The organism is Rhizobium sp. UBA1881 (assembly GCF_002338015.1).
Lineage (GTDB): Bacteria > Pseudomonadota > Alphaproteobacteria > Rhizobiales > Rhizobiaceae > Rhizobium.
The window spans coordinates 38,364-58,837 of the sequence record NZ_DDHH01000117.1 but is presented as its reverse complement, the minus strand read 5'-3'; the positions used below and the strand labels follow the sequence as shown (position 1 = coordinate 58,837).

Genomic DNA, 20,474 nt, shown 5'->3' with positions numbered 1-20,474 from the left:
CGTTGTCTGATCTTTCGACGCGTCTTCGGCGTCGGCTTGTCCTTAATGTCGTCCGGCTTCAGGCCGTCGACGATCTGCTGCCCTGTCAGATGGCCCGCCCCGATCAGCTCGAGCCAGAGACCCTCGATCGAAGTCCGGTAGGATTCGACGATGGTCTTCGCGCGTGCGAGCTGCTCCTGCAGGACGGGCTCGATCCTCTTGAGCAGCGGGCCGTCGACCCGGCGGGCGCCGTCGATCAGCCGCTCGTCGACGCCGGCCGGCCAGGAAGCGAGCATGCCGTTCATGCCGAGATGCCGGTCGAGGATGATTGCGAGGCGCGTCGCCCCGTCGAGGTCGGACGCGACGCCGTCGCCGTGATGACCGACGAAGACCTGCTCCGCGGCCATCCCGCCCATGTGGATGGCGATGTTGTCGAGGTAGAACTGCTTGCTGTTATTCGCCAGGTCTCCGCCTTCGAGCACGGCGCCGCCGAGGATCTGACGCTCCAGCGACGCGGACGCCCTGCTCTCGATGGAGACTCCCCAGACCTTGCGTGCGCCCGTGGCGACCGCGACGACGGCATGGCCGAGTTCATGGATCGCCAGCGCCCAGCGGAACTTCTCCGAGAGCGGCACGCGACCCGGAAGACTGCCCATGACGTCCGCGACGGTGACCGCCCTTCGGTCGCGGCGGGCGACGCGGCGGGCCAGCCGGACGATCCGGGCGATGTCCGCGCCTGTCAGGCCGAAGCTGTCCTCGGCGAACTGGGCGAAGTCCTCGTCCGGAAGGTCGCCGGTCAGGTGGTGGCGAAGGATTCCGACACGTGCCTCGGCATCCGGCAGCGGAAGACGCACATGGTTGTCCAGGCGACCCGGACGGAGGATTGCTGGATCGATGACGGCCGGGTTGTTGCAGGCCCCGACGACCACTACGCCTTCCCGGTCGACCGTGCCGTCTAGGCATTCCAAGAAAGAGTTGATCACCTGCCGGACGTAGCTGCTGTTGTGGCCGTGGTCGCTCTCGCGGTCGGTGAAGCCGTCGATCTCGTCGACGAACAGGATCGCGGGTGCCGCCTTCCGAGCGTCCTCGAAAGCCTTGAACATGGCCCGCTGCATGTCGCCCAGATGGCCCTTCGACTGCCAGCGGGCAGCGGAGCCGACGACGAGGTTCGCGCCGCAGGTGTTCGCGAGCGCCTCCGCGAAGATCGTCTTGCCCACTCCCGGCGGCCCGGACAGGAGGAGGCCCCGGTCGACGTCGCTCCAGGGGATGCGGCCGTCCTTCCAGTCCTTCAGGTCCTGCTTCAACTGCAGTCCCCACTGGCGGGCCTCGCCGTAGCCGCTCATGGATTCGAGGCGAAGCTCGACGTCGTCTTCGAATCCTCGTCCAGGCGGCGGCTTGCTGGTGTCGCGCGGCGCTTCAGGACGCATGACGAGCTGGGCCAGCATGCGGCCGACGCTTCGTCCCGGACGTACGACGGCCCGCTGCATCTCCTCGTCGAGTAGCAGGAAGATTTCCGCCTGCTGGTCGGTCAGCCGGCCGCCGTAGAGCGAGCGAAAGACGCCCTTCGCCTGACCGATGGTCGGCGGCTTCAGGTGAACGACGACGTCGGCGGCGAGCCGGGCGGCCACCGTGATAGACGCCTCGTCCGGAAAGAGGAGGACGACCTTTTTCTCGTCAAGGGCGCCCGTGATCTGCTTCGCGGAGTTCAGCGGCCGCTTCGGGTCGAAGTCGACGATGGCTGCCGTCCTTCTATAGCGGTTGGCGCTGCTAAGCATGGCGTCGGCAGCGCGGAAGTATGGGCCGATGTCTGCGCCGGGCGGGATGACGACGACTGCGACGAACGCGTCCGCCCTCAAAAGCGGCCGGATGGCGCTCCTGAGAGAGGCGTACGCGAGCTGTTCGGGAAGGCCGAAGCGCTTCCGCGGTGTGATGTGGTTCTTCATGGATCTGTCCTGGAATACGAGTTGAGACGACATGGGCGGTCTCAGTCCCGTATCCGGCGGACGGCCGTCTCGGGGCCGATCAGGGCGTCGTCCAGATCGACCTCAAGGAATCCTTGCAGGATCAACGCAGCGAGGCATGCCATCGGCCTACCTTCCCGGAAGGCGGAAAGCGCTTCGGCGACGGTCAGCGATCCCATCTCGTCGAGCGCGGCGAGGATTCGCACGCGGTCGCCGAGCGGGCATCGGTAGAAGCCGTATCGAAGGAGGTCTTTGGCGTTGGCAAGCCGGTTGCTGTCGACGAAGTCCCGCATGGCGACCGGACGGTAGGCGTGACCCAGTCGGCCGACGGCAAGCTCGATCCAGTCAGGCGGCTTCGGTGCGTTCTCGGCGACGTCGACCATGAAGGTACGGTCGTCATTCCCGGTCACAACGAAGTCGACGCGGTAGGTCTCGCCGCCGTAGGACAGGTCGACGCCGTCGCACGTCCACCGGGCGACGTCCGGATCGACGTCGAGAAGACATGCGAAGTCGCGGGCATCCTGGCTGCGGAAGACGGGATGTCCGACGCATTTGACGGTAGCAAGCGGATAGTAGAAGCGAGGAGGCTCGTTTCGCGGGACGACATCGCCCGGCGGCCTCTCGTAGGGAATGCTCTTCATGGCACCCTCGTGAACACAATACGGATGGGCGTACGCCGGACGGATTGGTCCGGCAGTCGTTCAGCGTATTCGTGCCGAGGCGTAGCGAGCGATGTGATACATGATGCGGGAACAGATAGAGAACGAGAGAAGTGGCGTCAAGTGCAAAAGCTGCAGGCGTAACGATTGCATCGAAGTAGCAGACAGGCTTTCATAATCTGCTGCCAAGGAGGAACGATGAATCGCCGTAAGAACACTGATGATGGAGTCAGGCTGGGTGGTAGGCCCGACATCACCTGGGAGAACCTGGAGATCGATCCCGACAAAAGGGTCGAGTTCCAAGCGAAGGTAAGGAAGGGCGCCGAGGATGCCGTTGCAGCTCTCCCTGCAAAGGTTGCTTCCCTCAGGAGGCTTCTAAGAAAATACAGCCCGCTCTCGATCCTGGCGACATTCACAGCCTATGGATTGACGAGCTTCGTCGGCCCGAAAGGCGTCTCGAGTAAGAGACCTCTGAATATTCTTCCTCATCAGGCGGAGCTTCTCCAGGCAATCATCCTGTCGTTGCCCCTTGGGGAATGGGGATCGGATCCGGTGGACGGGAGCGTTATGCAGCAGGTGTTCGACGCTGTGCCCGAGATCGCCGATACGTTTTTCCAGCAAAGGGTGCTGGCGGGCAGCAAGCTCGCTGATCCTAGCGAGATCGTCATCGCCTCGCTTCTCGAGCGCATCCGCATGCATACGCACGGAGTGCGTAACTGGGGCTACCATCGAGACGTGGTGCGCATCAGCAAGGATCTTTACGGGAGCTTGGACGACCGCTTCTCCTCGAAGTGCGGCTTCTCCTGCAGCGCTATCATCGACGTCATGGACGCGATGGTCACCGAGTACGAGAAGCGGGCAAACGATCACTGGGAGCTGCTCGGAAGGGTGTTGAAAGGCAGGACTCCGAGACAGATTTTCGACCTTTACTTCGATCAGCGGCCTGAGATGACCGGAAGTTCAGAGGAGTTCGCAGCGGCGTTGCCATTCATCACGGATAGAGATGCAGCGGCTTCGATCGTGATGTCTCACTACGACCTTTCTCACATTTCGGAAGCAACTTTCCACCCGGCCGAGATCGCAAGTTTGACAGGGTTGCCGGAGGAAGTGGCTCGGGCCGTGCTCTCGTTGGTCTCGCGAAACGTCGACGACGTGATCACCTCTCCCGACGAACATCTTTTCCTGGCCAACCCGGTCTGGGATTCGCCCGGCATCAAGATCGCTGACTCCTTCGTGTTCGTTATGCCTCAATCCTTCTTCAGCCACATCCATCGGATCATGGAGCGCCTGGCATCGGACGTCGGCATAAAAGATTCGCTGGAGAGGGCACGTGCGACGTACCTTGAACGTGAACTCGACAAGACGCTTCGACGAGCCTTCCCGAACGCACGCGTCACATCAGGAGCCAAATGGCCGATCGGCAATCAGGTGTTCGAGACTGATAGCCTGGTTGTCATCGACCGAACGGTCCTCGTCGCTGAGGCGAAGGCCCACCGCCTCTCCGCGCAAGGACTCCGAGGTGCCCCTGAGCGCGTCAAGAAGCATGTTGAGGACATGGTTTTGAAACCCTCCTTGCAGTCGGCACGGCTCGCTGAGGTGATTGAGCGAGCAAGCGCCGGCGACGCCGAAGCGACAGCGGTCGTCGAAGGACTTGGCATCGATCCAAACGCAGTAGATCAAGTCATTCGGATTTCCGTCACCCTCGACGACTTTTCCGTTTTGAGCACTTCGGTGGCCGAGTTCAAAGACATAGGTTGGGTACCGAAGGAGCACGTTCTTGCTCCCACGATCCTGTTGGCCGATCTTCTCTGCGTCGTCGATATCCTCGACACTCCTCTCCGGGCGCTGCACTACCTCTCCGAACGAGTTCACCTCCAAGACTCGTTCAACCTGCTTGGGGATGAGCTAGACCTGCTCGGCCTCTACCTCGAGACGGGATTTAACTTGGGAAAACCGCCCAAGGACACCATGCTCTCGACCGACGGTCTCTCGAAGCCTATCGACAAGTACTACACAAGCCGAGATGCGGGAGTCCTTCTGCCGAAGCCGTCGCTGAAGATGTCGCCTCACTTCAGACAGGTCGTGGCCGGTCTTGAGCAACAGCGTCCAGATGGCTGGACAACGGCCGGCTTGCACCTTCTCTCGGCTGCTAGTCCGTCCGAGCAGCGGGAGATCGAGACCGCGTTGATCAAGCTCAGAAAAAAGGTCCGAAAGAATTTCCGCGATCCAAGGCACATCAACTCCCTTCAGATTCAGCCACCCTTGTCCCGAAAAGCACGCGTGGGATTTTTTCTATTTCCGAAGGAGCTGGCCAAGGAGTGCCGGTCAACAATGACAACTCTGCTCGAAAACGCCCGGCGAGATGACGGGGCAGCGGCAATGGTCCTCTTCGCCCGTTCGATTGACAACCTCTCTTCGCCGTTCGAGGTATTCGAGATAGCGCGAGCGGCTTGAAGCGGGCCTAACCATCGCGTCCGCATATGCTCGGACAAGAGGCGTTGAAGGACGTGGGTGCCGACAACGAGGATGCTGACTGAAGCAATATCAGGGTGCTGGTTCTTCGCGTCTGCTCTGCAGACGTTCCTTCGATTTCGCGGACCTGCGCGCCTCTCTCAGCTCGTCGAGCGTCGGCTGCCACCATCCGCGAAGCCGATCGTATCCACCCGGTTCCGCTCGCGCGGGCCATGTATGAACGAGTTCGTCCAGTGTCGCGGCCCGCCAACCGGCCCAGACATGTTCGTCGTCGGCATCTGGATGATGTTCGGCGACCTCCGCGGGATCGACGAGCTCCCCCGTGATCTCGGTTACGACGACGATCCCGAACGCGGTCGTAGCCACGGGCCGTCCCAGCGGCGGGAGATCGTCAATGGAGACGGGCAATCGCTTCTTTCTCCGCTCGGACGTCCTGCGTTTCGCCTTCGCTTCCTCTTCGGAACCCTTCCGGGCCTCGGCGCGCTTCCGCCGCTCTTCCGGCTCGGATCGCTTCGCGGCATCTTCAATGGCCTCCCATCGGTGCTGGAGTTCATCATACGAGGCGTACGGAACCTCCCAGACCTTGTCGTCGCCGTTCCACCGGGCGAACGGAATCTGCCGGAGTTCGTCGACGACCGTCCGGGAGAAAGGCGTCCTGATGCGGAAGCCACGGTCGTAGACCTGCAGATAGGGGCTGAGGATAGGTTCGAACTCGTAGGCGTCGCGGCCCCGCTCCTCCTCGTAGGGCGTCCTTCGGTCCGCCTCGGAGGCGAGCCAACGGTCGATGCGTTTCCGCGCCGTCTTGCCCGGAACCGTCCAGGCCTGGAGCGTGTCCGACCATCTAGCGTTGGGGAACACTTCTCGGAACCGGGCAACGGTCATCCGGTCGAAGGCGAACGAGACCGTCTCCTGGGGACCGTCGACTGCTTCGCTGTTTTCGTGGCGATCATCTGTCATGGCAGGAAAACGGTCGGGTGCTCGTGGGGTTTCGTCTACGGAAGCGATTTCCTGAGGAAGGATAACGCTTTCGCGGCGCCGGCGCTCGAAATCATATGTCGGACGCCCGGCTCGACATGAAGCTCGACGTTGAAACCAGCCGCGGACAAAGAGCGTCGCCTTCGGGAGGAGAAGACCGAGCGCCTCCGGAAGCTCCGGCTGGCGGCCGCCAACACATCTTCCGCTGTGGCAACCCGTCGTAATGGATCGTTTTCACAGCGCACCGGAGTAAAGAATGGATCACGTTGATATCGAAACGTTCCCATAAACCATGACGTCCAGACGCCACAATGCAGTTCCGAACCTGACTAGACTAGAGCCGCCGCCAGTCCGACGGGCACATTGACTTACATGCGCTTGAAGCCAGCGAAGAGATTTCAAATCAACCCTTTGAAGCCGCCACTCCCTCTCGCCTCAGAAGTTCGTTCTTGCGTTCGAGCCCCCACGTGTAGCGGAAGAACGTGCCGTCGTTCTTCGTAACGCGGTGGCAGGGAATCGCGACGGCGAGAGGATTGCTGGCGCAGGCGCTGGCGACCGTCTTGCCTCCCTTCCATTTCCCGATCCGCCTTGCGAGTTCTTCGTAGCTTACCGTGCTGCCCGGCGGCACTTCCTGTAGTGCCAGCCAGACCCTGCGTTGAAAAGCGGTGCCTCGAAGGTCGATCGGGAGGTCGAGCCCGACCTGCGGCGCCTCCACCATGCCGACGACCCGTGCGACAACCCGCTCGTATTCGGCGTCGCCCCCGACGAGATCGGCCTTCGAAAACCGCTCCTGCAGGTCGACGAGAAGGGCGGCCGGGTCGTCGCCGAGCAGGATCGCGACGACGCCCTTGTCGCTCGACGCGACTAGGATCGAGCCCAGCGAGGTCTGGCCGACGGCGAACCTGATCCTTTCACGGCGGCCCCCCGCCCTGTAGTCGGTGGGGACCATTCCCAGCGCCTTGTTAGAAACGGCATAGAAGCGTCCACTCGAACCGTATCCCGCATCGTAGAACGTCGACGTGATCGTCTTGCCTGGCTTCAGACCGTCGCGCAGAAGGGTGGCACGCTTTTCCTGCTTGTAGGCGCGAGGAGTCATTCCGGTGCATTTGCGGAATATCCGATGGAAGTGCCCCTCGCTGATCCCCAGGGCATGCGCGAGAGCTGCCACCGTAGGCGAGCTGTCTCCAGCATCGATCAGCCTGCAGGCGTCCGCTACCAGGGCCGTGTTCCTCTTCGCGAACTCCTCGTCGTCCGGGCGGCATCTCCGGCAAGGGCGGAAGCCGGCGGCCTCCGCCTCCGCCACGCAGACGAACCGGCGCATGTTCTCCGGCCGTGGCGGACGCGAGATGCAGTTGGTCCGGCAGTAGACGCCCGTCGTGACGACGCCCCGAAACATGGATCCCGTCGCTGCATTTCCGTTGTCCGCCGCTTCCGTCATCAGGCCGCGCTCCTCTGCATCGAGCCGAACGGGTTGTCGATGAGGTAACGCCACAGGCCATCCGGGCCGCGGCGGGCGATGTCCGTCGCGGTGGCCACCATATTGATCTCGGTCCCATCCTTCGCGGTGCCGATGTACGACCAGTCGAGGATGAGAGAGGCGACGTCGCCGGCGACGAACAGGTGGCGCTGGGTGATCGACATCTGAAGGCCGAGGCTGAAGTACTTGGCAAGCTCCTTGCCGATTGCGTCCTTGCCCACGTGAGCGACGCCCGCGGCGTCAACGATCAAACCTTCCGGGTCGTAGAAGCCGAGCATGGTCTCGACGTCGAGCGAGTTCAGATGGGCGAGAAGCGCCGGGACGATGCCTTCCGGCGTTGAGGAGAGTGCGAGCTTGGTGGTCATTCGTTGTCCTTTGTTGTTGTTCTGCTCCTGCGAGCGTCCTGACTATGGCGAGGCACCAAGGCGTCGAAACTCCGTTTTCTGATCTCATATTCCGATTTTCGACTGGTCTACGTGATCGGGGATTGACAGCTCTCCTAATCATAGACATTTTATATCCACGATTAGGAGATGCAAGATGAAACTGAGCGAAGGCGTAGAGCAGGCCATCCACTGCACGGCATTCCTGGCGGGACTGTCGGAAGACGGCGTGCTGTCTGCCGCAGCACTGGCCGAACTCCATGGCGTGTCGACGAGCTATCTGCTGAAGCATCTGCAGGCGTTGTCCGGCGCGGGCATTGTTGCGACAACGCCAGGACCGAAGGGTGGCTATCGGCTGGCTAAAGCACCCGGCGAAATCAGCCTCTTGGATATCGTCCTTGCGGTCGAGGGACCGGCGCCCGCCTTCCGGTGCGCCGAGATTCGCCAGCGCGGCCCGAACCCTCTGCCGCAGCGCTATTTCACAAAACCCTGCCAGATCAACGCCGCGATGCTGAAGGCTGAAAAGGCCTATCGCGCAGAACTCGCCAAGGTTTCCGTCGCGGACCTTCTGGCGGATCTTGGCGCAGACGACGACGGTGGTATCGCCGCCCGCGGATGCGCCTTCCTCGAACTCCACGAACGCAAGACGGGCAATCGCGCCTCGTCATAGGAGAAAGCAGCATGAGCAAGATGAAAAAGGTCGTCGTCATCGGCGGCACGGGCCTGATCGGCTCGAAGGCAGTGAAGCTGCTGCAGGATGCCGGCCACGAAGCCGTCGTTGCAAGCTCCCGCAACGGGATCAACGCTTACACGGGCGAAGGACTGGAAGCCGCACTGGCGGGCACCGACGCTGTCATCGACGTGTCGAACATGATGTCCTTCGACAAGGCCGAGATTACCGACTTCTTCGGGAAGTCGAGCCGGAACTTGACGAGCGCCGAACGGGCCGCGGGCGTGCGCCATCACGTCGCGCTCTCGATCGTCAATGCCGACCAGCTCGCGGCCAATCCTTACATGGCCGGCAAGCTGGCGCAGGAACAGGCCGTCGCGTCGTCGGGTCAGGCCTATACAATCGTCCGAGCAACGCAGTTCCACGAGTTTATCGAAACCCTGGCCGGCGCATATGCAGCCGACGGCGTGGTGAAGGTGCCGGATATCGACTTCCAGCCGATCGCTGCCGACGACGTCGCCGCCGCCCTGGTGGAGGCCGCGCTGGGCGAGCCTAAGAACGGAACAGTTGATCTTGCCGGGCCGGAGCGGGCTCCCTTCGAATCCTTCATCCGGACGTATCTCGGCTCCAAGAGCGATGCCCGACCTGTGGCCGCCGACGCCGCCGTCGACTACTTCGGAGCTCCAGTCGTGACAGGCTCCCTGGTTCCCGGCGGAGACTACATCAAGGGCCGGGTCACGGTCGCCGAATGGCTAAAGGCATAGAAGGAGCCTACGAACATGAAGACCATTTCATACGCGGCTGCGGCATTTGCGGCCTCCCTTGCCACCGCGTCAGCTCATGACGTTGCAAAGCCGGGACTCGCATACGACACGAAGGATGCCAAGGTGACGCTCGTCTACGAGCACCCCCTGCCCGACGTCACCGGCAAGAGCGTCAAGGGCGTGCTCGTCGAATACGGCCCCGGCGGCTACAGCTCGGCTCACACGCATGCGAAGTCCGCGCTGATCTACGCCACAGTTCTCGAGGGAGCGATCCAGAGCGCTGTAAACGGTGGCGAGACGAAGACCTTTACCGCCGGTCAGAACTTCACCGAGCTGCCGGGCGACCGCCATGACGTCAGCGCCAATGCAAGCAAGACCGAGCCGGCGAAGCTGCTCGCCGTCTTCGTCGTCGATACCGACGACGCCGTCCTGACGACACCGCGCAAGCCGTAGCGCTACCTACCAGATCCACCCCCTCACCTACCGCACAAGCAACGACGGTTTCACCGGCGAACGGAGAACCGCGTCCACAAGAAAGGCAAACAATATGTCCCGCATGAACTGGTCCGAAGTTGCTCCCGACGGCGCAAAGGCGCTGTTTGGTGTCCACCACTACGTCACAGCCAAGACGAACCTGCCGGCCGAGCTGATCCACCTCGTCTTTCTGCGCGTGTCGCAGATCAACGGCTGCGCCCACTGCATCGACATGCATAGCCGTGATCTGCGCAAGACGATGTCCGTCGACAAGATCACGCTCGTTCCAGTGTGGGAAGAGGTGCCTCACCTGTTCACCGACCAGGAGCGGGCTGCTCTCGCCTGGGCCGAGGAAGTGACCAATGTCAGCCAGACACATGCGTCGCACGAAGCTTATGCCGCTGCCGCTGCCGCTTTCGAACCCAAGGACCTCGTCGATCTGACGATCGCCATCGCAGCGATGAACGCCTTCAATCGCCTCGGCGCGCCGTTCCGCCTCCCGGTGGCGGCAAAGGCCTGATCGCGCCGCAACGCTCCGAAAGAGCCGACCTGCCGGTCCGTTCGCGGTCCGGCAGGTTGCTCCAACTACAGCGGTGACAAGACCATTCTCGTCGCCATCTCCCAAAGACGGAACGCGTTTTCGGAATCGACAGCGTATCTTGCTACGCCCTTGAACGGCCCGGCTCCGCGCTCGTCGACGACAGGGGCCTCCTGGCAGTCGTCGAAATATCTACCGGAAATTCCCTCCACGAGCGGCGAGCCTGCGAGCAGCACCGACGTGGCTGCGCCCTGCTCTATCGTCTTGCGGAGATGCTCAGGCGTCCGAAGGCCGCCGGTGTGTTTTTGTAGTCCCGTTGCAATCGCTCCGGGATTGAGCGCGTTGGACATTATCCCGTCGCACGCCCACGCCTGCTTGATTCCAATGGACATGAGGATGCAGGCAGTCTTCGACTGGCCGTAGGCGAGCAACGGATCATATGGAATGAACAGAAAGTCGGGGTCGTCCCAGAACACGGGGGCGAATAGATTGCCAGTCGAGGCGACGGAAACGACGCGGGCGCCGTTCGCTCTGGCCAGATGCTTCCGCAGGCCGAGTGCGAGCGCGAAGTGGCCTACGTAGTTGGTTGCGAATTGCATCTCCCGCCCTTCCGCACTCCTCTGCAGCTCCGGGATGGCCATGACGCCTGCGTTGTTGACGAGGACGTGCAGGGGTTCGTCCCAGCTTTCCGTAAATTCCGTTACGGAAGAAAGATCGGAGAGATCGAGGCGGCGAACGCGCAGCCGAGCCCGAGGCATTGTTCGCGTCAACTCGGCGACAACTCTCTCGGCCTCATCCGGGCGGCGGGCCGCAATCGTCACAGCCGCGCCGGCGGCCGCGAGAGCGCGGCTCGTCTCCAGTCCGATGCCCGCAGCACCACCAGTCACGATGACATTCCGGCCGGCAAGGTCGACGCCTTCCAGAACGTCGGCGGCGGTCGATGAAAACCCGAATGGGATGGGTGAAGTCATAGTCATGCTCCTTCAGACATTCGACTTGCCCGAAAGATAAGCTCGTGGCATTCGTGAACTAGATGACCAGCACTGCACGCAATGATGAGATAATTCGCACAGTGAGCTCGCTTCCGCCCGGCGAGCTTGCGGCGTTTCTTGCCGTTGCGGAGCACGGAGGGTTTCGTGCCGCGTCAAGGCCGCTCGGCCAGACGCCGTCGGCGCTGAGCCACGCGGTCGCCGGACTTGAGAGACGTCTCAATGTGAAGCTCTTCCACCGTTCGACCCGGAACGTATCGCTGACGGATCTGGGGCGGAGACTTGCGGAGCGGCTATTGCCGGCGCTTGCGGAAATCGGCCTGGCGGTCGAGGAGCTGCACGAACAGGCTACCTCGGTGTCCGGGCTCGTGCGGATCAATTGCGACGCCAATGCCGCCGAGCAGGTGTTGATGCCGCTACTGACCCGCTTCATGAAGATTCAGCCAGCAATGCGGTTTGAGGTCAGGTCAGAGGGAAGACTGGTCGACATCGCTGAAGGAGGATTCGACTGCGGCATCCGGGCAGCCGAACTCGTCCCTGACGAAATGGTTGCCATCCCGATTGGTCCGGATCAGCAGCATATTGTCGTGGCATCGCCTGCCTATCTCGATGAAGCTCCTGCGATCAAGACACCGTCGGACCTCGCCCATCACCCATGCGTCCAGCTTCGAATGGCGGGCGGGTCGATCTATCGATGGGAGTTTCAGCGCCGCGGCGAGGAGGTCGTCGTGTCGACGACCGGAAACCTCGTCGTCGACCAGTCCAGACTTCTTCTTGCGGCGGCACTGGACGGCGCCGGCCTTGCCTACGTGACGCGGTGGATGGCGGCCAGTGCGCTCGCCGACGGGAAGCTGCGGCAGGTGCTGGAGGACTGGACGCCGCCTTACCCTGGCCTTTGCCTCTACTACCCGCGGCATCGCCATCTCGGTTCGGGCATGCGCGCCTTCCTCGATTTTATGAAAGCCGAAGGATCGTCTCGGGCGGCGCCTTGACGACGGCTCAAGCGGCACCATTCTCCTTGGCATGAAAGCTGTCGTGCCCCCTCCTCCAGACTTTCACCCGGATCGCTTCCTTCGATGCCAGGAAGCGCTGGCCGACGGAGTGTCGGAAGTCGCACTTGCGGGCATTGCGGCCGGCTGGTGTCCCGAAGAGGTAGCTGCCGCGCTCGTCGAACTGGCGGACAACGCCATGCTGGCGGTCCTCGCAACCCGCGACGTCGAACGCGATCTTGCATTGCTCAGGAGACGGTGAGATGTGCGGACGTTTTTCGTTCGAACACGAGTGGCCGGCTTTCGTCGACCTGTACGATCTGCCCTGGCAGACGGAACGCGGGCGGAACACCGCCGCCCGCTACAATATCGCACCGACACAGACAGTCCTGATGGTCCACAACGATGCCGAGGGACGGCAGATGGCCGAGGAAGCACGATGGTGGCTGGTGCCCTGGTGGGCGAAGGAAATGCCGAAGGCGGCGATGTTCAATGCGAGGATTGAAACCATCGACACGAACGCCGGTTTCCGTGACGCTTTCAAGAGCAAACGATGCGTGATCCCGGCATCGGCTTTCTACGAGTGGACGGTCGACGCCTCCGACGGCAAGAAGAACCCGTGGCACATCCATCTTCCCGGCGAACAGCCGTTTTCCTTCGCAGGCCTCTGGTCGCATAACGACAAGCTCGGTGTCACGAGCTGTACGATCGTCACCATGCCCGCGGGCGATCCGATGTCGCAGCTTCATGACAGACAGCCTGTCATTCTGACTCCGGAAGCATACAAGGAGTGGCTGGACGTCCGCACCGAACCTGCGAGGGCAAAGGCTCTTCTGCAGGAGAACCTTGACGGCAGCTCGAATTCCATCGCGTCTCGCGGGACGTGAACTCGTCGCGCTATGAAGGAAAGCCGCTCCCCGAGGTCAACTCCTTATGACGGTCACGACGAGCCTCGTTTCAGAAATCGTCCGCGCCGCGAATCGCCTGCCATCCTTGCAGCATGAAGAGCGAAGGCATCTGCTGCAGCGAGGCGTCGCGACGTCGGCAGCACTGCGTGGACTCCTTGCGAAGACTGGGAAGATCTCGCCGATGGACGAGTCGACCGAACGGGTCGTGGAGGACATCGCGCGCAACATCGGCGAGATGTCGGAAGACACGGTGAGGAAGGCGTTGCTGGCGCTGGCGGGACAGATCAGAGAGCTGCGAATCCTAAACCGCGAGCCCGCGTGATCGTCCTGCCGCCCTTGTCAATGGTGGCTCGGACGCCGAAAATGCCCTTCCCCTGTCATCCGATTTAGCTATATTCCGCAACCGCAACCATCGGCAGGGGACGGGATATGCTGCTGGAAGACCTTTACCGCCTGATGAAGACCGGGCACGTCCTGGCGCAGGGCGTCGTTGATACGATGACCCAGCCTGTCGTCGTGCTCGACGAGCATCTGTGTGTCATCGCCGCCAACAACGCGTTCATCAAGGCCTTCCAGGTCGAGCGCGACGACGTTCTTTCCAAGGACTTCTTTCTCCTGGCAACGGTCAATGGGATATTCCGGAGCTGCGGCAGCTCGTATCGTTCGTCATCCCTCGGGCGGCCGCGGTCATCGGTTTCGAGGTCAGCCATGACTTTCCAGACATTGGACAGCGCACGTTCCTCCTAGACGCGCGCCGGCTGGTTCAGCCCGACGACAACAGTCCGAACATTCTTGTCATCTTCGACGACGTGACGGACCGTCGACGCCATGATGCCGAAACGGATTTCATCCTCGCGGAGATGCGGCACCGCATTAAGAACCTCTCGGCGGTCATTCAGTCGGTCGTCAAAAACATCAGGACCGAAGACCCTACCTTGATTGATTTCAAAGAAGGCATTCTCGGCCGGATCGCGACGGCCTTTCGCGGCCAGGAGATTGCCGCCAGCGGCGTCGCGTCAGATCTCGAACAGCTCGTAAGGGACGCTGTCGGCCAGACGGTGTCGGAACGGCTGGCGTGTGCTGGCCCGCCCACAGACATTTCGGCTTCCAAAGTTTCACCGGTGAGCATGATCTTCCACGAACTCGGAACCAACGCGGTCAAACACGGTGCAGCTTCCGTCGAGAGTGGCCGGATAGACGTGACCTGGGAAATGGTAGACGACCCTGGTGAGCGGCGGCTTCTCGTCTGCCACTGGCAGGAAGCAGGCGGTCCTCGTGTAAACCGTCCAAGTGGAACCGGCTACGGTAGCGATCTGATCCAGGGGCTTGCGTCTCATATACGTGGTCAGGCAGACCTCAGATATCCCCCAGATGGTTTCACGGCGACAATACGAATACCTCTTTGATCTTCCGGAGCACCTTAGGTCTGAGGAACTGCCTGTGCTCAGTGGAAGTTGCGCGCTTTCACCTTGAGGGTATCGATGTGCAGGTCGCGCACGAAGATGTCGCGAGGCTGCGGCACAGGCTTCGGACGATCTCTGGAATCCGGACTGCCCGGCGAGCCGTGGCCGAACTCGTCGCCCCTGCCCGCTGGGAGCTTGAACTCGGCGTCGCGGTCGGCCAGCCCGGAAAGGTCGCCCGACAGGTCGAAGAGCTGTTGGGCCACGAGATGAACGACGTCGCCCTCCCGCTGGATGCGGCCATTGATTGCCATCATCGACGCCCCGAGGACGACGCGGCGCCGCTTCTCGAACAATGACGGCCAGACCACGACGTTCGCCGGGCCGGTCTCGTCCTCGATGGTGATGAACATGACGCCTTTGGCCGAGCCCGGCTTTTGGCGCACCAGAACGAGACCTGCGGCGTAGACCCATCGACCGTCGCGGGAGTTCATCGCTTCCGCGCAGGTGATGATGTTCCGCGCCTGAAGGTCGCGGCGCAGGAAAGCGATCGGGTGCTCGCGCAACGTCAAGCCGACGTGGCCGTAGTCCTCGACCACGTTATGACCTTCAATCATCTGCCGCAGCTCGACTTCTGGCTCCTGCTGCTCGGGGATGACCACAGCTTCGCGTTCTGCGGCGGCCGCGAAAAGCGGCAAGGGTTCGTCGCGAAGCGCTTTGATCGCCCAGAGCGCGTCGCGTCGCTCGAGGTTTAGCGATGGCCGGAAGGCGTCGGCCTCGGCGAGCTGGACGAGCGCCTCGGTGGGCACGTCCGAGCGCCGCCAAGCGTCGTCGACGCTCTCAAATTCGTTGTTCATGCGCGCGGCCACGATGCGTGCGGCGTCCGCGACGGCGAGACCCTTCACCATCCGCATGCCGAGACGGACTGCGTGCCGGTCGGTGTTGCCGATGCGCTCGAGAGTGCAGTCCCAGCGAGAGCGGTTGATGCAGACCGGCCGGATCTCGACATTGTGCTTCGCGGCGTCGCCGACGATCTGCGCGGGCGCGTAGAAGCCCATAGGCTGCGAGTTCAGCAGAGCCGCGCAGAAGACGTCCGGATGGTGGCATTTCACGTAGTTCGAGGCATAGGCGATCAAGGCGAAAGACGCGGCGTGGCTTTCCGGGAAGCCGTAGGAGCCGAAGCCTTCCAACTGCGAGAACGTCTTCTCCGCGAACTCTGCCGAGTATCCGTTCTTGATCATTCCGCTGACCAGCTTGTCCTTGAACCGGGAGACTCCGCCCGTGAACTTGAACGTGGCCATCGACTTGCGAAGCTGGTCGGCCTCGCCGCCGGTGAACCCGGCGCAGACCATCGCCACCTTCATGGCCGACTCCTGAAACAGCGGGACGCCCAGCGTCTTGCCGAGTACTGCTTCGAGCTCCGGCGTCGGATACTCGACCTTTTCCTTGCCCTCCCGGCGCCGAAGATACGGGTGGACCATGTCGCCCTGAATCGGCCCCGGTCGGACGATCGCCACCTGGACCACCAAGTCATAGAAGGTTCGAGGCTTCATGCGCGGAAGCATGGCCATCTGGGCACGGGACTCAATCTGGAAGGTTCCCAACGTGTCCGCTTTTCGGATCATTGCATAGGTCGCGGGGTCCTCCTGCTTGATCGTCGCGAGGTCGAGATCGTCGTTCTTGTGCGCCTTGATGAGGTCGAAGGCCTTCTGCATGCAGGTAAGCATGCCGAGCGCCAGCACGTCGACCTTCATGAATTTCAGGGCCTCGACGTCATCCTTGTCCCACTCGATGATCTGCCGGTCCTTCATGCTCGCAGGCTCGATCGGGACGAGGTCGTCGAGGCGGTCGTGCGTCAGGACGAAGCCGCCGGGGTGCTGGCCCAGGTGACGCGGCGCGCCCATGAGCTGCTGTGCAAGCTTCAGCGTCAGGACGAGACGGCGATCCTCCGGATTGAGGTTGAGCTCCCGGACGTTGCGGTCGCTGACCTCTTCCGACCACGACCACATGCCGCTGGACAAGGCCTTGATGACGTCCTCGGGCAGGCCGAGCGCCTTTCCGACGTCGCGGATGGCACCCTTCGCCCGATAGCGGGTGACGGTCGCGCAAAGGGCCGACTTGTCCTTGCCGTAGGTCTGGTAGATCCACTGGATGACCTGCTCGCGCCTCTCGTGTTCAAAGTCGACGTCGATGTCCGGAGGCTCGTCTCGTTCCTTCGAGACAAAGCGCTCGAAGAGCAGATCGTTCGTCTCCGGGTCGATCGACGTGATCCCGAGGATGTAGCAGATTGCCGAGTTGGCGGCCGACCCGCGACCCTGGCACAGGATTCCCTGGCTTCGAGCGAACTTCACGATCGAGTAGACGGTCAGAAAATATGGCGCGTACCGCATCTCTTTGATGAGTTCGAGTTCGTGCTTCACGGCGCGAAGGACTTTCTGCGGCAGACCCTCCGGATATCGGTTCGGGATGCATTCGCGCACGTAGTGCTCCAGCGACTGCTGCGCGTCCATGCCGGGGACGATGGCTTCTTCGGGGTACTGGTAGGTCAGCTCCTCGAGCGAGAACTTGCATCTCTCGACGATCTCAATCGTACGGGCGAGCGCTTCCTGGTAGCGGGGAAATAGACGCGCCATTTCCTCGGGCGGCTTCAGATATCGATCTGCATGACGCTCGCGCTCGAAGCCGACAGCGTCGATCGTGGTGTTGTTTCGAATGCAGGTGACGACGTCCTGGAGCTGACGCCGGCCGGGTTCGTGGAAGAGGACGTCGTTCGTGACGACGGTGCGCACCTTGTGCCTGAACGCCAGTTCGGACAGCTCGTAGAGCCGCATCTGGTCGTTCGGCCGGCGGCGCAGGCAGAGAGAGACGTAGGCTCGGTTGCCGAAGATCTCATGCATCTTCCGGAGCTGCACCGCGCAGGTCTCGTCGGCAAGATCGGGCACGAGGACGCCGACGAGGCCTTCGGAGTAGAGCGCGACGTCGTCGAGGTGCAGGATGCAGTTGTTCTTGCCGCCCCTGCTCTTTCCGAGCGTGATGAGCCGGGTTAGGCGGGAGTATGCGGCACGATCGGTCGGATAGACGAGGATCGACATACCGTCCTGGAGATCGAGGCGGCAGCCGACCACGAGCCGGACGCCCGTCGCGCGCGACGCTTCCAGCGCCCGCACGATTCCGGCGAGGCTGTTTCGATCGACGACCCCCACGGCCTCGACGCCGAGTTCCTTGGCGGTTGCGAACAGCTCGTCCGCCGACGAAGCGCCACGAAGGAACGAGAAGTGGGTCGTGACCTGCAGCTCGGCGTACTTCATGCGAAGACCCCGTGCATGTACCACTGCCGGTCGCCCGTCTCCGGATCGACGCCGTCGCCGGAGCGATAGACCCAGAAGCGCTCCCCGATTTCGTTCTCGACAACGTAGTAGTCGCGCACCGCTTCCAGCTCGCTGTCGCGCATCCACCACTCGCCGAATATGCGTTCCGGGCCGTCCGCCCGCTTCACCGCATGCCGCCTTCCGCGCCAGGTAATTGCGCGCGGCGGATGGTCGGGTGTCAGTGCGATGGCCGTGATCCGGTCCGGCCGGTCGAGGAGACGGACAGGTCTCTTCCAGTGGTTGACCCATGTCTGTCCGACGTCGTCCGCGGCCGGGTCGATCCTCTGCACGCATCTCTCCGGGACGTCGGAGGCGACGGGAGCGAGGCGGTAGACGCGCTGGCCGCGGTTGCCGAGGATATCGATGAGCGGCGTGATGTCGGTCGTCTCCTCCTCCACCAACGACGACGAGCGCTGCTCCTCGTCGAGAGGCTGCGTCACGACCGCGACGAGCGTCAGCTTCTCGATACCCCACCCCGGCTCGATCTTCTCGGTGCGATCCTTGAAGAGCTTGGTCAGCCAGGCGACGTCGCGCGCAGGCTTCGCGGTGCCCGCACGGATTGCCTGGCGCGTGCCATCGACCTTCTCCACCAAAAGGTCGGTTCGCCGGACTCCGAGACCCCGGCGCTGGAGCTCGCCGACGAGCTGGACGACCAGCCTCCCGACATATTTGTTGATCGTCTCGGCCGCACCGATGGGTTCTGCGAACGCGCGGGAGACCTCGATCCATTCCGGCGCGCGGACCGGCTCGACCGGCTCGGACATTCGGCCGAACATCTGATCGAGACGACGCCCGATCTCCGGGCCGAAGCGGAGAGCGAGCGGCGCTCGCGCGGTGTTGGCGAGCTCGCCGATCGACTGAAAGCCCAGCATCCGGAGGTCGCCGACGATCTTGTCCGGCAGCCGCAGTAGCGACAAAGGAAGCTTCTCGACGGCCCGGACGATCTCGCCCTTCGGAACGATGACGGTCTCCCGCGTGATCGCCCGCGCGCAGGCATGCGCCGCGCCCCAGGTGTCGGCGATTGCGACGCGCGCCGTCAGGCCCCTCGCGCGGAATTGGTTGGCGACTTTTTCCAGCATGGGCTGCTCCCCGCCCTGCAGGTGGTCGGCACCTTCCGTGTCCATGACGATGCCGTCCGGCCCGTCGACGGCGATTATGGGCGAGTACACGGTCAGCGCCCAGAGCGCGATGCGTTCGAGGGCGACAGCGTCGGCGACCGGGTCGGCGTCGATCAACAGCAGGTCGCGGAAGATCGCCTGCGCCTTGGCGGCCGGCATTCCTACCCGCACGCCGACCTTACGGGCGGCGGCGTCGGCGGCGGAGACCCAGCGCTTCGAGCCGGACTTCGCGATCACGGCGATGGCCTGCTCAGCCGAAATGGAGGGATCGGCCCGGCGTATCCTGTCGGTCGGCAGATCGGGAAGAAATATGGATACGACCCTTGTCATCGCAGGCTCCGATTTCAAACTCAGCACACTCGCCCGCGCGGCTCCGCATTAATTCCAGTAGCCACCTCGCCCGTCCCAGCCCCGGAACCGGAAGCTCGTCAGACGGAAGGACGCTGACCCGCCATCTCGTTGTCGACGCGGTCGGCTGGCCGAAGTCGCTGGCTTCGGTCTGTCGCCTCCACCGCCGGACGGCGATGGCCATCGTCCCGGTCCGCTCCGCCGCGAGCTGGAGCCGTCTCGACGCCGTCATCGGCAGCCGGACGAGCTCGCCGACGACCACCCCCAGTCCGCCGAAGGACAGGCATTCCTCCATTGACGCCAGTACGTCCTCCTCTCGGTCGCCCTCGATGAAGACGACCCGGTCGGGATGAAGGCCGGCCTGCGCGAGCGCCGGAAAGAAGAGATCGGGCCGCGTCAGGCACCAGGCGATCTTCCCCTTTGTCCGGGCGGCTATCCCCGCGGCGAAGAGCGCGGCAGCCGCCCCGTCGACGGTTCCCGATCCGCCGCCCGCGAACTCGTGCAGGGCGCCGTGGGCAAGGCCGCCGCCCGGCAGAACGCGATCGATCTCAGGAACGCCGAACGGCAGGCAGCCGGCCGCCCTGGCGCCGCCGCCTTCAAGGGCGGAGATGCGCTCGCGCAGGTCGGCGAGAACTGTCTCGCGGGCAGCCGACATCGGTCACGAATCCTTTCGAAATCGCGGTGAAACATGGACGACATCATGTCGTGAGAACTTGCTTGTTCTCTATCTGTTCCTTATCGTCGGCGGCGTCAAGATGGTCGGGAGAGCAGGAATCTAATCCTAGAATTAGCGGAAGCTCAGATTCGGCGAGTGGAATCAAAATTGTAGCCGAATCTCGTAAGTGGGCGCCGCCATTGAAAATATTTTTGTCATCGTCGGCGCGTTGCCTGTGGATTTCGGATCGGGTAATCAGCCTCCGCTCGAGACGGGCGGGATCATGGAGATGGAATGGGAAGACGACGAGCCGCGCCTGACAACGAGGGCGGTCCGACCCTGAGGGA

20 protein-coding genes are annotated in these 20,474 nt (G+C 62.8%); 11 read left to right on the top strand and 9 right to left on the bottom strand.

Annotation, left to right across the window (positions count from 1 at the left end; genetic code table 11):
• On the bottom strand, positions 1–1,922 hold a 1,922-nt coding region (locus B3605_RS14555; RefSeq protein ID WP_296434679.1), incomplete at its 3' end, for an AAA family ATPase.
• A gap of 41 nt (positions 1,923–1,963) precedes the next feature.
• Positions 1,964–2,581, bottom strand: coding sequence for a hypothetical protein (locus B3605_RS14550; protein WP_296434678.1), 618 nt, complete (start codon positions 2,579–2,581; stop codon positions 1,964–1,966).
• A gap of 216 nt (positions 2,582–2,797) precedes the next feature.
• Between B3605_RS14550 and B3605_RS14545 the strand changes: the two genes are divergently transcribed.
• A complete protein-coding gene (locus tag B3605_RS14545) occupies positions 2,798–5,053 on the top strand; it encodes a hypothetical protein (RefSeq protein WP_296434675.1) in 2,256 nt (751 codons plus the stop codon).
• 90 nt (positions 5,054–5,143) lie between these two features.
• Here B3605_RS14545 and B3605_RS14540 read toward each other — a convergent pair whose 3' ends face one another.
• From B3605_RS14540 to B3605_RS14530, 3 genes are all read right to left on the bottom strand, one after another.
• On the bottom strand, positions 5,144–6,028 hold the full coding sequence (locus B3605_RS14540) for a hypothetical protein (RefSeq protein ID WP_296434673.1): 885 nt from the start codon (positions 6,026–6,028) through the stop codon (positions 5,144–5,146).
• 421 nt (positions 6,029–6,449) lie between these two features.
• Complete coding sequence (ada, locus tag B3605_RS14535) at positions 6,450–7,484, bottom strand: bifunctional DNA-binding transcriptional regulator/O6-methylguanine-DNA methyltransferase Ada (protein ID WP_296434671.1); 1,035 nt, start codon at positions 7,482–7,484, stop codon at positions 6,450–6,452.
• Entirely contained in the window at positions 7,484–7,888 is a 405-nt protein-coding gene (locus tag B3605_RS14530; RefSeq protein ID WP_296434669.1) for a YybH family protein, read from the bottom strand. The genes ada and B3605_RS14530 overlap by 1 nt, the downstream gene beginning before the upstream one ends.
• Before the next feature lie 175 nt (positions 7,889–8,063).
• On the opposite strand from B3605_RS14530, the gene B3605_RS14525 reads away from it, so the two are divergent.
• The 4 genes from B3605_RS14525 to B3605_RS14510 all read left to right on the top strand — a co-directional run bounded on the left by B3605_RS14525 (position 8,064) and on the right by B3605_RS14510 (position 10,334).
• On the top strand, positions 8,064–8,576 hold the full coding sequence (locus tag B3605_RS14525) for an RrF2 family transcriptional regulator (protein ID WP_148146332.1): 513 nt from the start codon (positions 8,064–8,066) through the stop codon (positions 8,574–8,576).
• 11 nt (positions 8,577–8,587) lie between these two features.
• Positions 8,588–9,340, top strand: coding sequence for an SDR family oxidoreductase (locus B3605_RS14520; RefSeq protein ID WP_296434665.1), 753 nt, complete (start codon positions 8,588–8,590; stop codon positions 9,338–9,340).
• Positions 9,341–9,355: 15 nt separating this feature from the next.
• Positions 9,356–9,793 (top strand): cupin domain-containing protein, encoded by a 438-nt coding sequence (locus B3605_RS14515; protein WP_296434664.1) that lies wholly within the window; start codon positions 9,356–9,358, stop codon positions 9,791–9,793.
• A gap of 94 nt (positions 9,794–9,887) precedes the next feature.
• Positions 9,888–10,334 carry a carboxymuconolactone decarboxylase family protein gene (locus B3605_RS14510; protein ID WP_296434662.1) on the top strand — a complete coding sequence of 149 codons (447 nt, stop codon included), beginning with the start codon at positions 9,888–9,890 and terminating at the stop codon, positions 10,332–10,334.
• Between the two features lie 65 nt (positions 10,335–10,399).
• Here the strand turns inward: B3605_RS14510 and B3605_RS14505 are convergent, their stop codons facing one another.
• Positions 10,400–11,323, bottom strand: coding sequence for an SDR family NAD(P)-dependent oxidoreductase (locus B3605_RS14505; RefSeq protein WP_296434661.1), 924 nt, complete (start codon positions 11,321–11,323; stop codon positions 10,400–10,402).
• Positions 11,324–11,385: 62 nt separating this feature from the next.
• On the opposite strand from B3605_RS14505, the gene B3605_RS14500 reads away from it, so the two are divergent.
• The 6 genes from B3605_RS14500 to B3605_RS25760 all read left to right on the top strand — a co-directional run bounded on the left by B3605_RS14500 (position 11,386) and on the right by B3605_RS25760 (position 14,644).
• On the top strand, positions 11,386–12,333 hold the full coding sequence (locus B3605_RS14500) for a LysR family transcriptional regulator (RefSeq protein ID WP_312470241.1): 948 nt from the start codon (positions 11,386–11,388) through the stop codon (positions 12,331–12,333).
• Positions 12,334–12,376: 43 nt separating this feature from the next.
• Entirely contained in the window at positions 12,377–12,592 is a 216-nt protein-coding gene (locus tag B3605_RS14495) for a hypothetical protein (RefSeq protein ID WP_296434657.1), read from the top strand.
• A 1-nt stretch (position 12,593) separates the two neighbouring features.
• Positions 12,594–13,217, top strand: coding sequence for an SOS response-associated peptidase (locus B3605_RS14490; RefSeq protein WP_296434655.1), 624 nt, complete (start codon positions 12,594–12,596; stop codon positions 13,215–13,217).
• A gap of 46 nt (positions 13,218–13,263) precedes the next feature.
• On the top strand, positions 13,264–13,560 hold the full coding sequence (locus B3605_RS14485; RefSeq protein WP_296434652.1) for a hypothetical protein: 297 nt from the start codon (positions 13,264–13,266) through the stop codon (positions 13,558–13,560).
• Positions 13,561–13,667: 107 nt separating this feature from the next.
• The gene (locus B3605_RS25765; protein WP_312470236.1) at positions 13,668–13,985 is read left to right on the top strand and encodes a PAS domain-containing protein; all 318 of its coding nucleotides are present in this window, start codon (positions 13,668–13,670) and stop codon (positions 13,983–13,985) included.
• A gap of 62 nt (positions 13,986–14,047) precedes the next feature.
• Positions 14,048–14,644, top strand: a complete 597-nt coding sequence (locus tag B3605_RS25760; RefSeq protein WP_312470234.1) for a sensor histidine kinase — start codon at positions 14,048–14,050, stop codon at positions 14,642–14,644.
• Positions 14,645–14,682: 38 nt separating this feature from the next.
• On the opposite strand, the gene B3605_RS14475 is transcribed toward B3605_RS25760, so the two are convergent.
• From B3605_RS14475 to B3605_RS14465, 3 genes are read right to left on the bottom strand one after another with little or no spacing between them, the layout of a single operon-like run.
• The gene (locus B3605_RS14475; RefSeq protein ID WP_296434650.1) at positions 14,683–17,946 is read right to left on the bottom strand and encodes an error-prone DNA polymerase; all 3,264 of its coding nucleotides are present in this window, start codon (positions 17,944–17,946) and stop codon (positions 14,683–14,685) included.
• Positions 17,943–19,454 carry a Y-family DNA polymerase gene (locus B3605_RS14470; RefSeq protein ID WP_296434648.1) on the bottom strand — a complete coding sequence of 504 codons (1,512 nt, stop codon included), beginning with the start codon at positions 19,452–19,454 and terminating at the stop codon, positions 17,943–17,945. The genes B3605_RS14475 and B3605_RS14470 overlap by 4 nt, the downstream gene beginning before the upstream one ends.
• On the bottom strand, positions 19,375–20,127 hold the full coding sequence (locus B3605_RS14465; protein WP_296434647.1) for an ImuA family protein: 753 nt from the start codon (positions 20,125–20,127) through the stop codon (positions 19,375–19,377). Before B3605_RS14465 ends, B3605_RS14470 begins: the two co-directional genes overlap by 80 nt.
• Positions 20,128–20,474: the final 347 nt, after the last annotated feature.

Coding starts and splice junctions, on each gene's coding strand:
- ada (WP_296434671.1), bottom strand. CDS start 7,484: ATGACGGAAGCGGCGGACAACGGAAATGCAGCGACGGGATCCATGTTT.
- B3605_RS14525 (WP_148146332.1), top strand. CDS start 8,064: ATGAAACTGAGCGAAGGCGTAGAGCAGGCCATCCACTGCACGGCATTC.
- B3605_RS14465 (WP_296434647.1), bottom strand. CDS start 20,127: ATGTCGGCTGCCCGCGAGACAGTTCTCGCCGACCTGCGCGAGCGCATC.
- B3605_RS14505 (WP_296434661.1), bottom strand. CDS start 11,323: ATGACTTCACCCATCCCATTCGGGTTTTCATCGACCGCCGCCGACGTT.
- B3605_RS14475 (WP_296434650.1), bottom strand. CDS start 17,946: ATGAAGTACGCCGAGCTGCAGGTCACGACCCACTTCTCGTTCCTTCGT.
- B3605_RS14520 (WP_296434665.1), top strand. CDS start 8,588: ATGAGCAAGATGAAAAAGGTCGTCGTCATCGGCGGCACGGGCCTGATC.
- B3605_RS14510 (WP_296434662.1), top strand. CDS start 9,888: ATGTCCCGCATGAACTGGTCCGAAGTTGCTCCCGACGGCGCAAAGGCG.
- B3605_RS14530 (WP_296434669.1), bottom strand. CDS start 7,888: ATGACCACCAAGCTCGCACTCTCCTCAACGCCGGAAGGCATCGTCCCG.
- B3605_RS25765 (WP_312470236.1), top strand. CDS start 13,668: ATGCTGCTGGAAGACCTTTACCGCCTGATGAAGACCGGGCACGTCCTG.
- B3605_RS14515 (WP_296434664.1), top strand. CDS start 9,356: ATGAAGACCATTTCATACGCGGCTGCGGCATTTGCGGCCTCCCTTGCC.
- B3605_RS14490 (WP_296434655.1), top strand. CDS start 12,594: ATGTGCGGACGTTTTTCGTTCGAACACGAGTGGCCGGCTTTCGTCGAC.
- B3605_RS14550 (WP_296434678.1), bottom strand. CDS start 2,581: ATGAAGAGCATTCCCTACGAGAGGCCGCCGGGCGATGTCGTCCCGCGA.
- B3605_RS14540 (WP_296434673.1), bottom strand. CDS start 6,028: ATGACAGATGATCGCCACGAAAACAGCGAAGCAGTCGACGGTCCCCAG.
- B3605_RS14545 (WP_296434675.1), top strand. CDS start 2,798: ATGAATCGCCGTAAGAACACTGATGATGGAGTCAGGCTGGGTGGTAGG.
- B3605_RS14470 (WP_296434648.1), bottom strand. CDS start 19,454: ATGACAAGGGTCGTATCCATATTTCTTCCCGATCTGCCGACCGACAGG.
- B3605_RS14500 (WP_312470241.1), top strand. CDS start 11,386: ATGACCAGCACTGCACGCAATGATGAGATAATTCGCACAGTGAGCTCG.
- B3605_RS14485 (WP_296434652.1), top strand. CDS start 13,264: ATGACGGTCACGACGAGCCTCGTTTCAGAAATCGTCCGCGCCGCGAAT.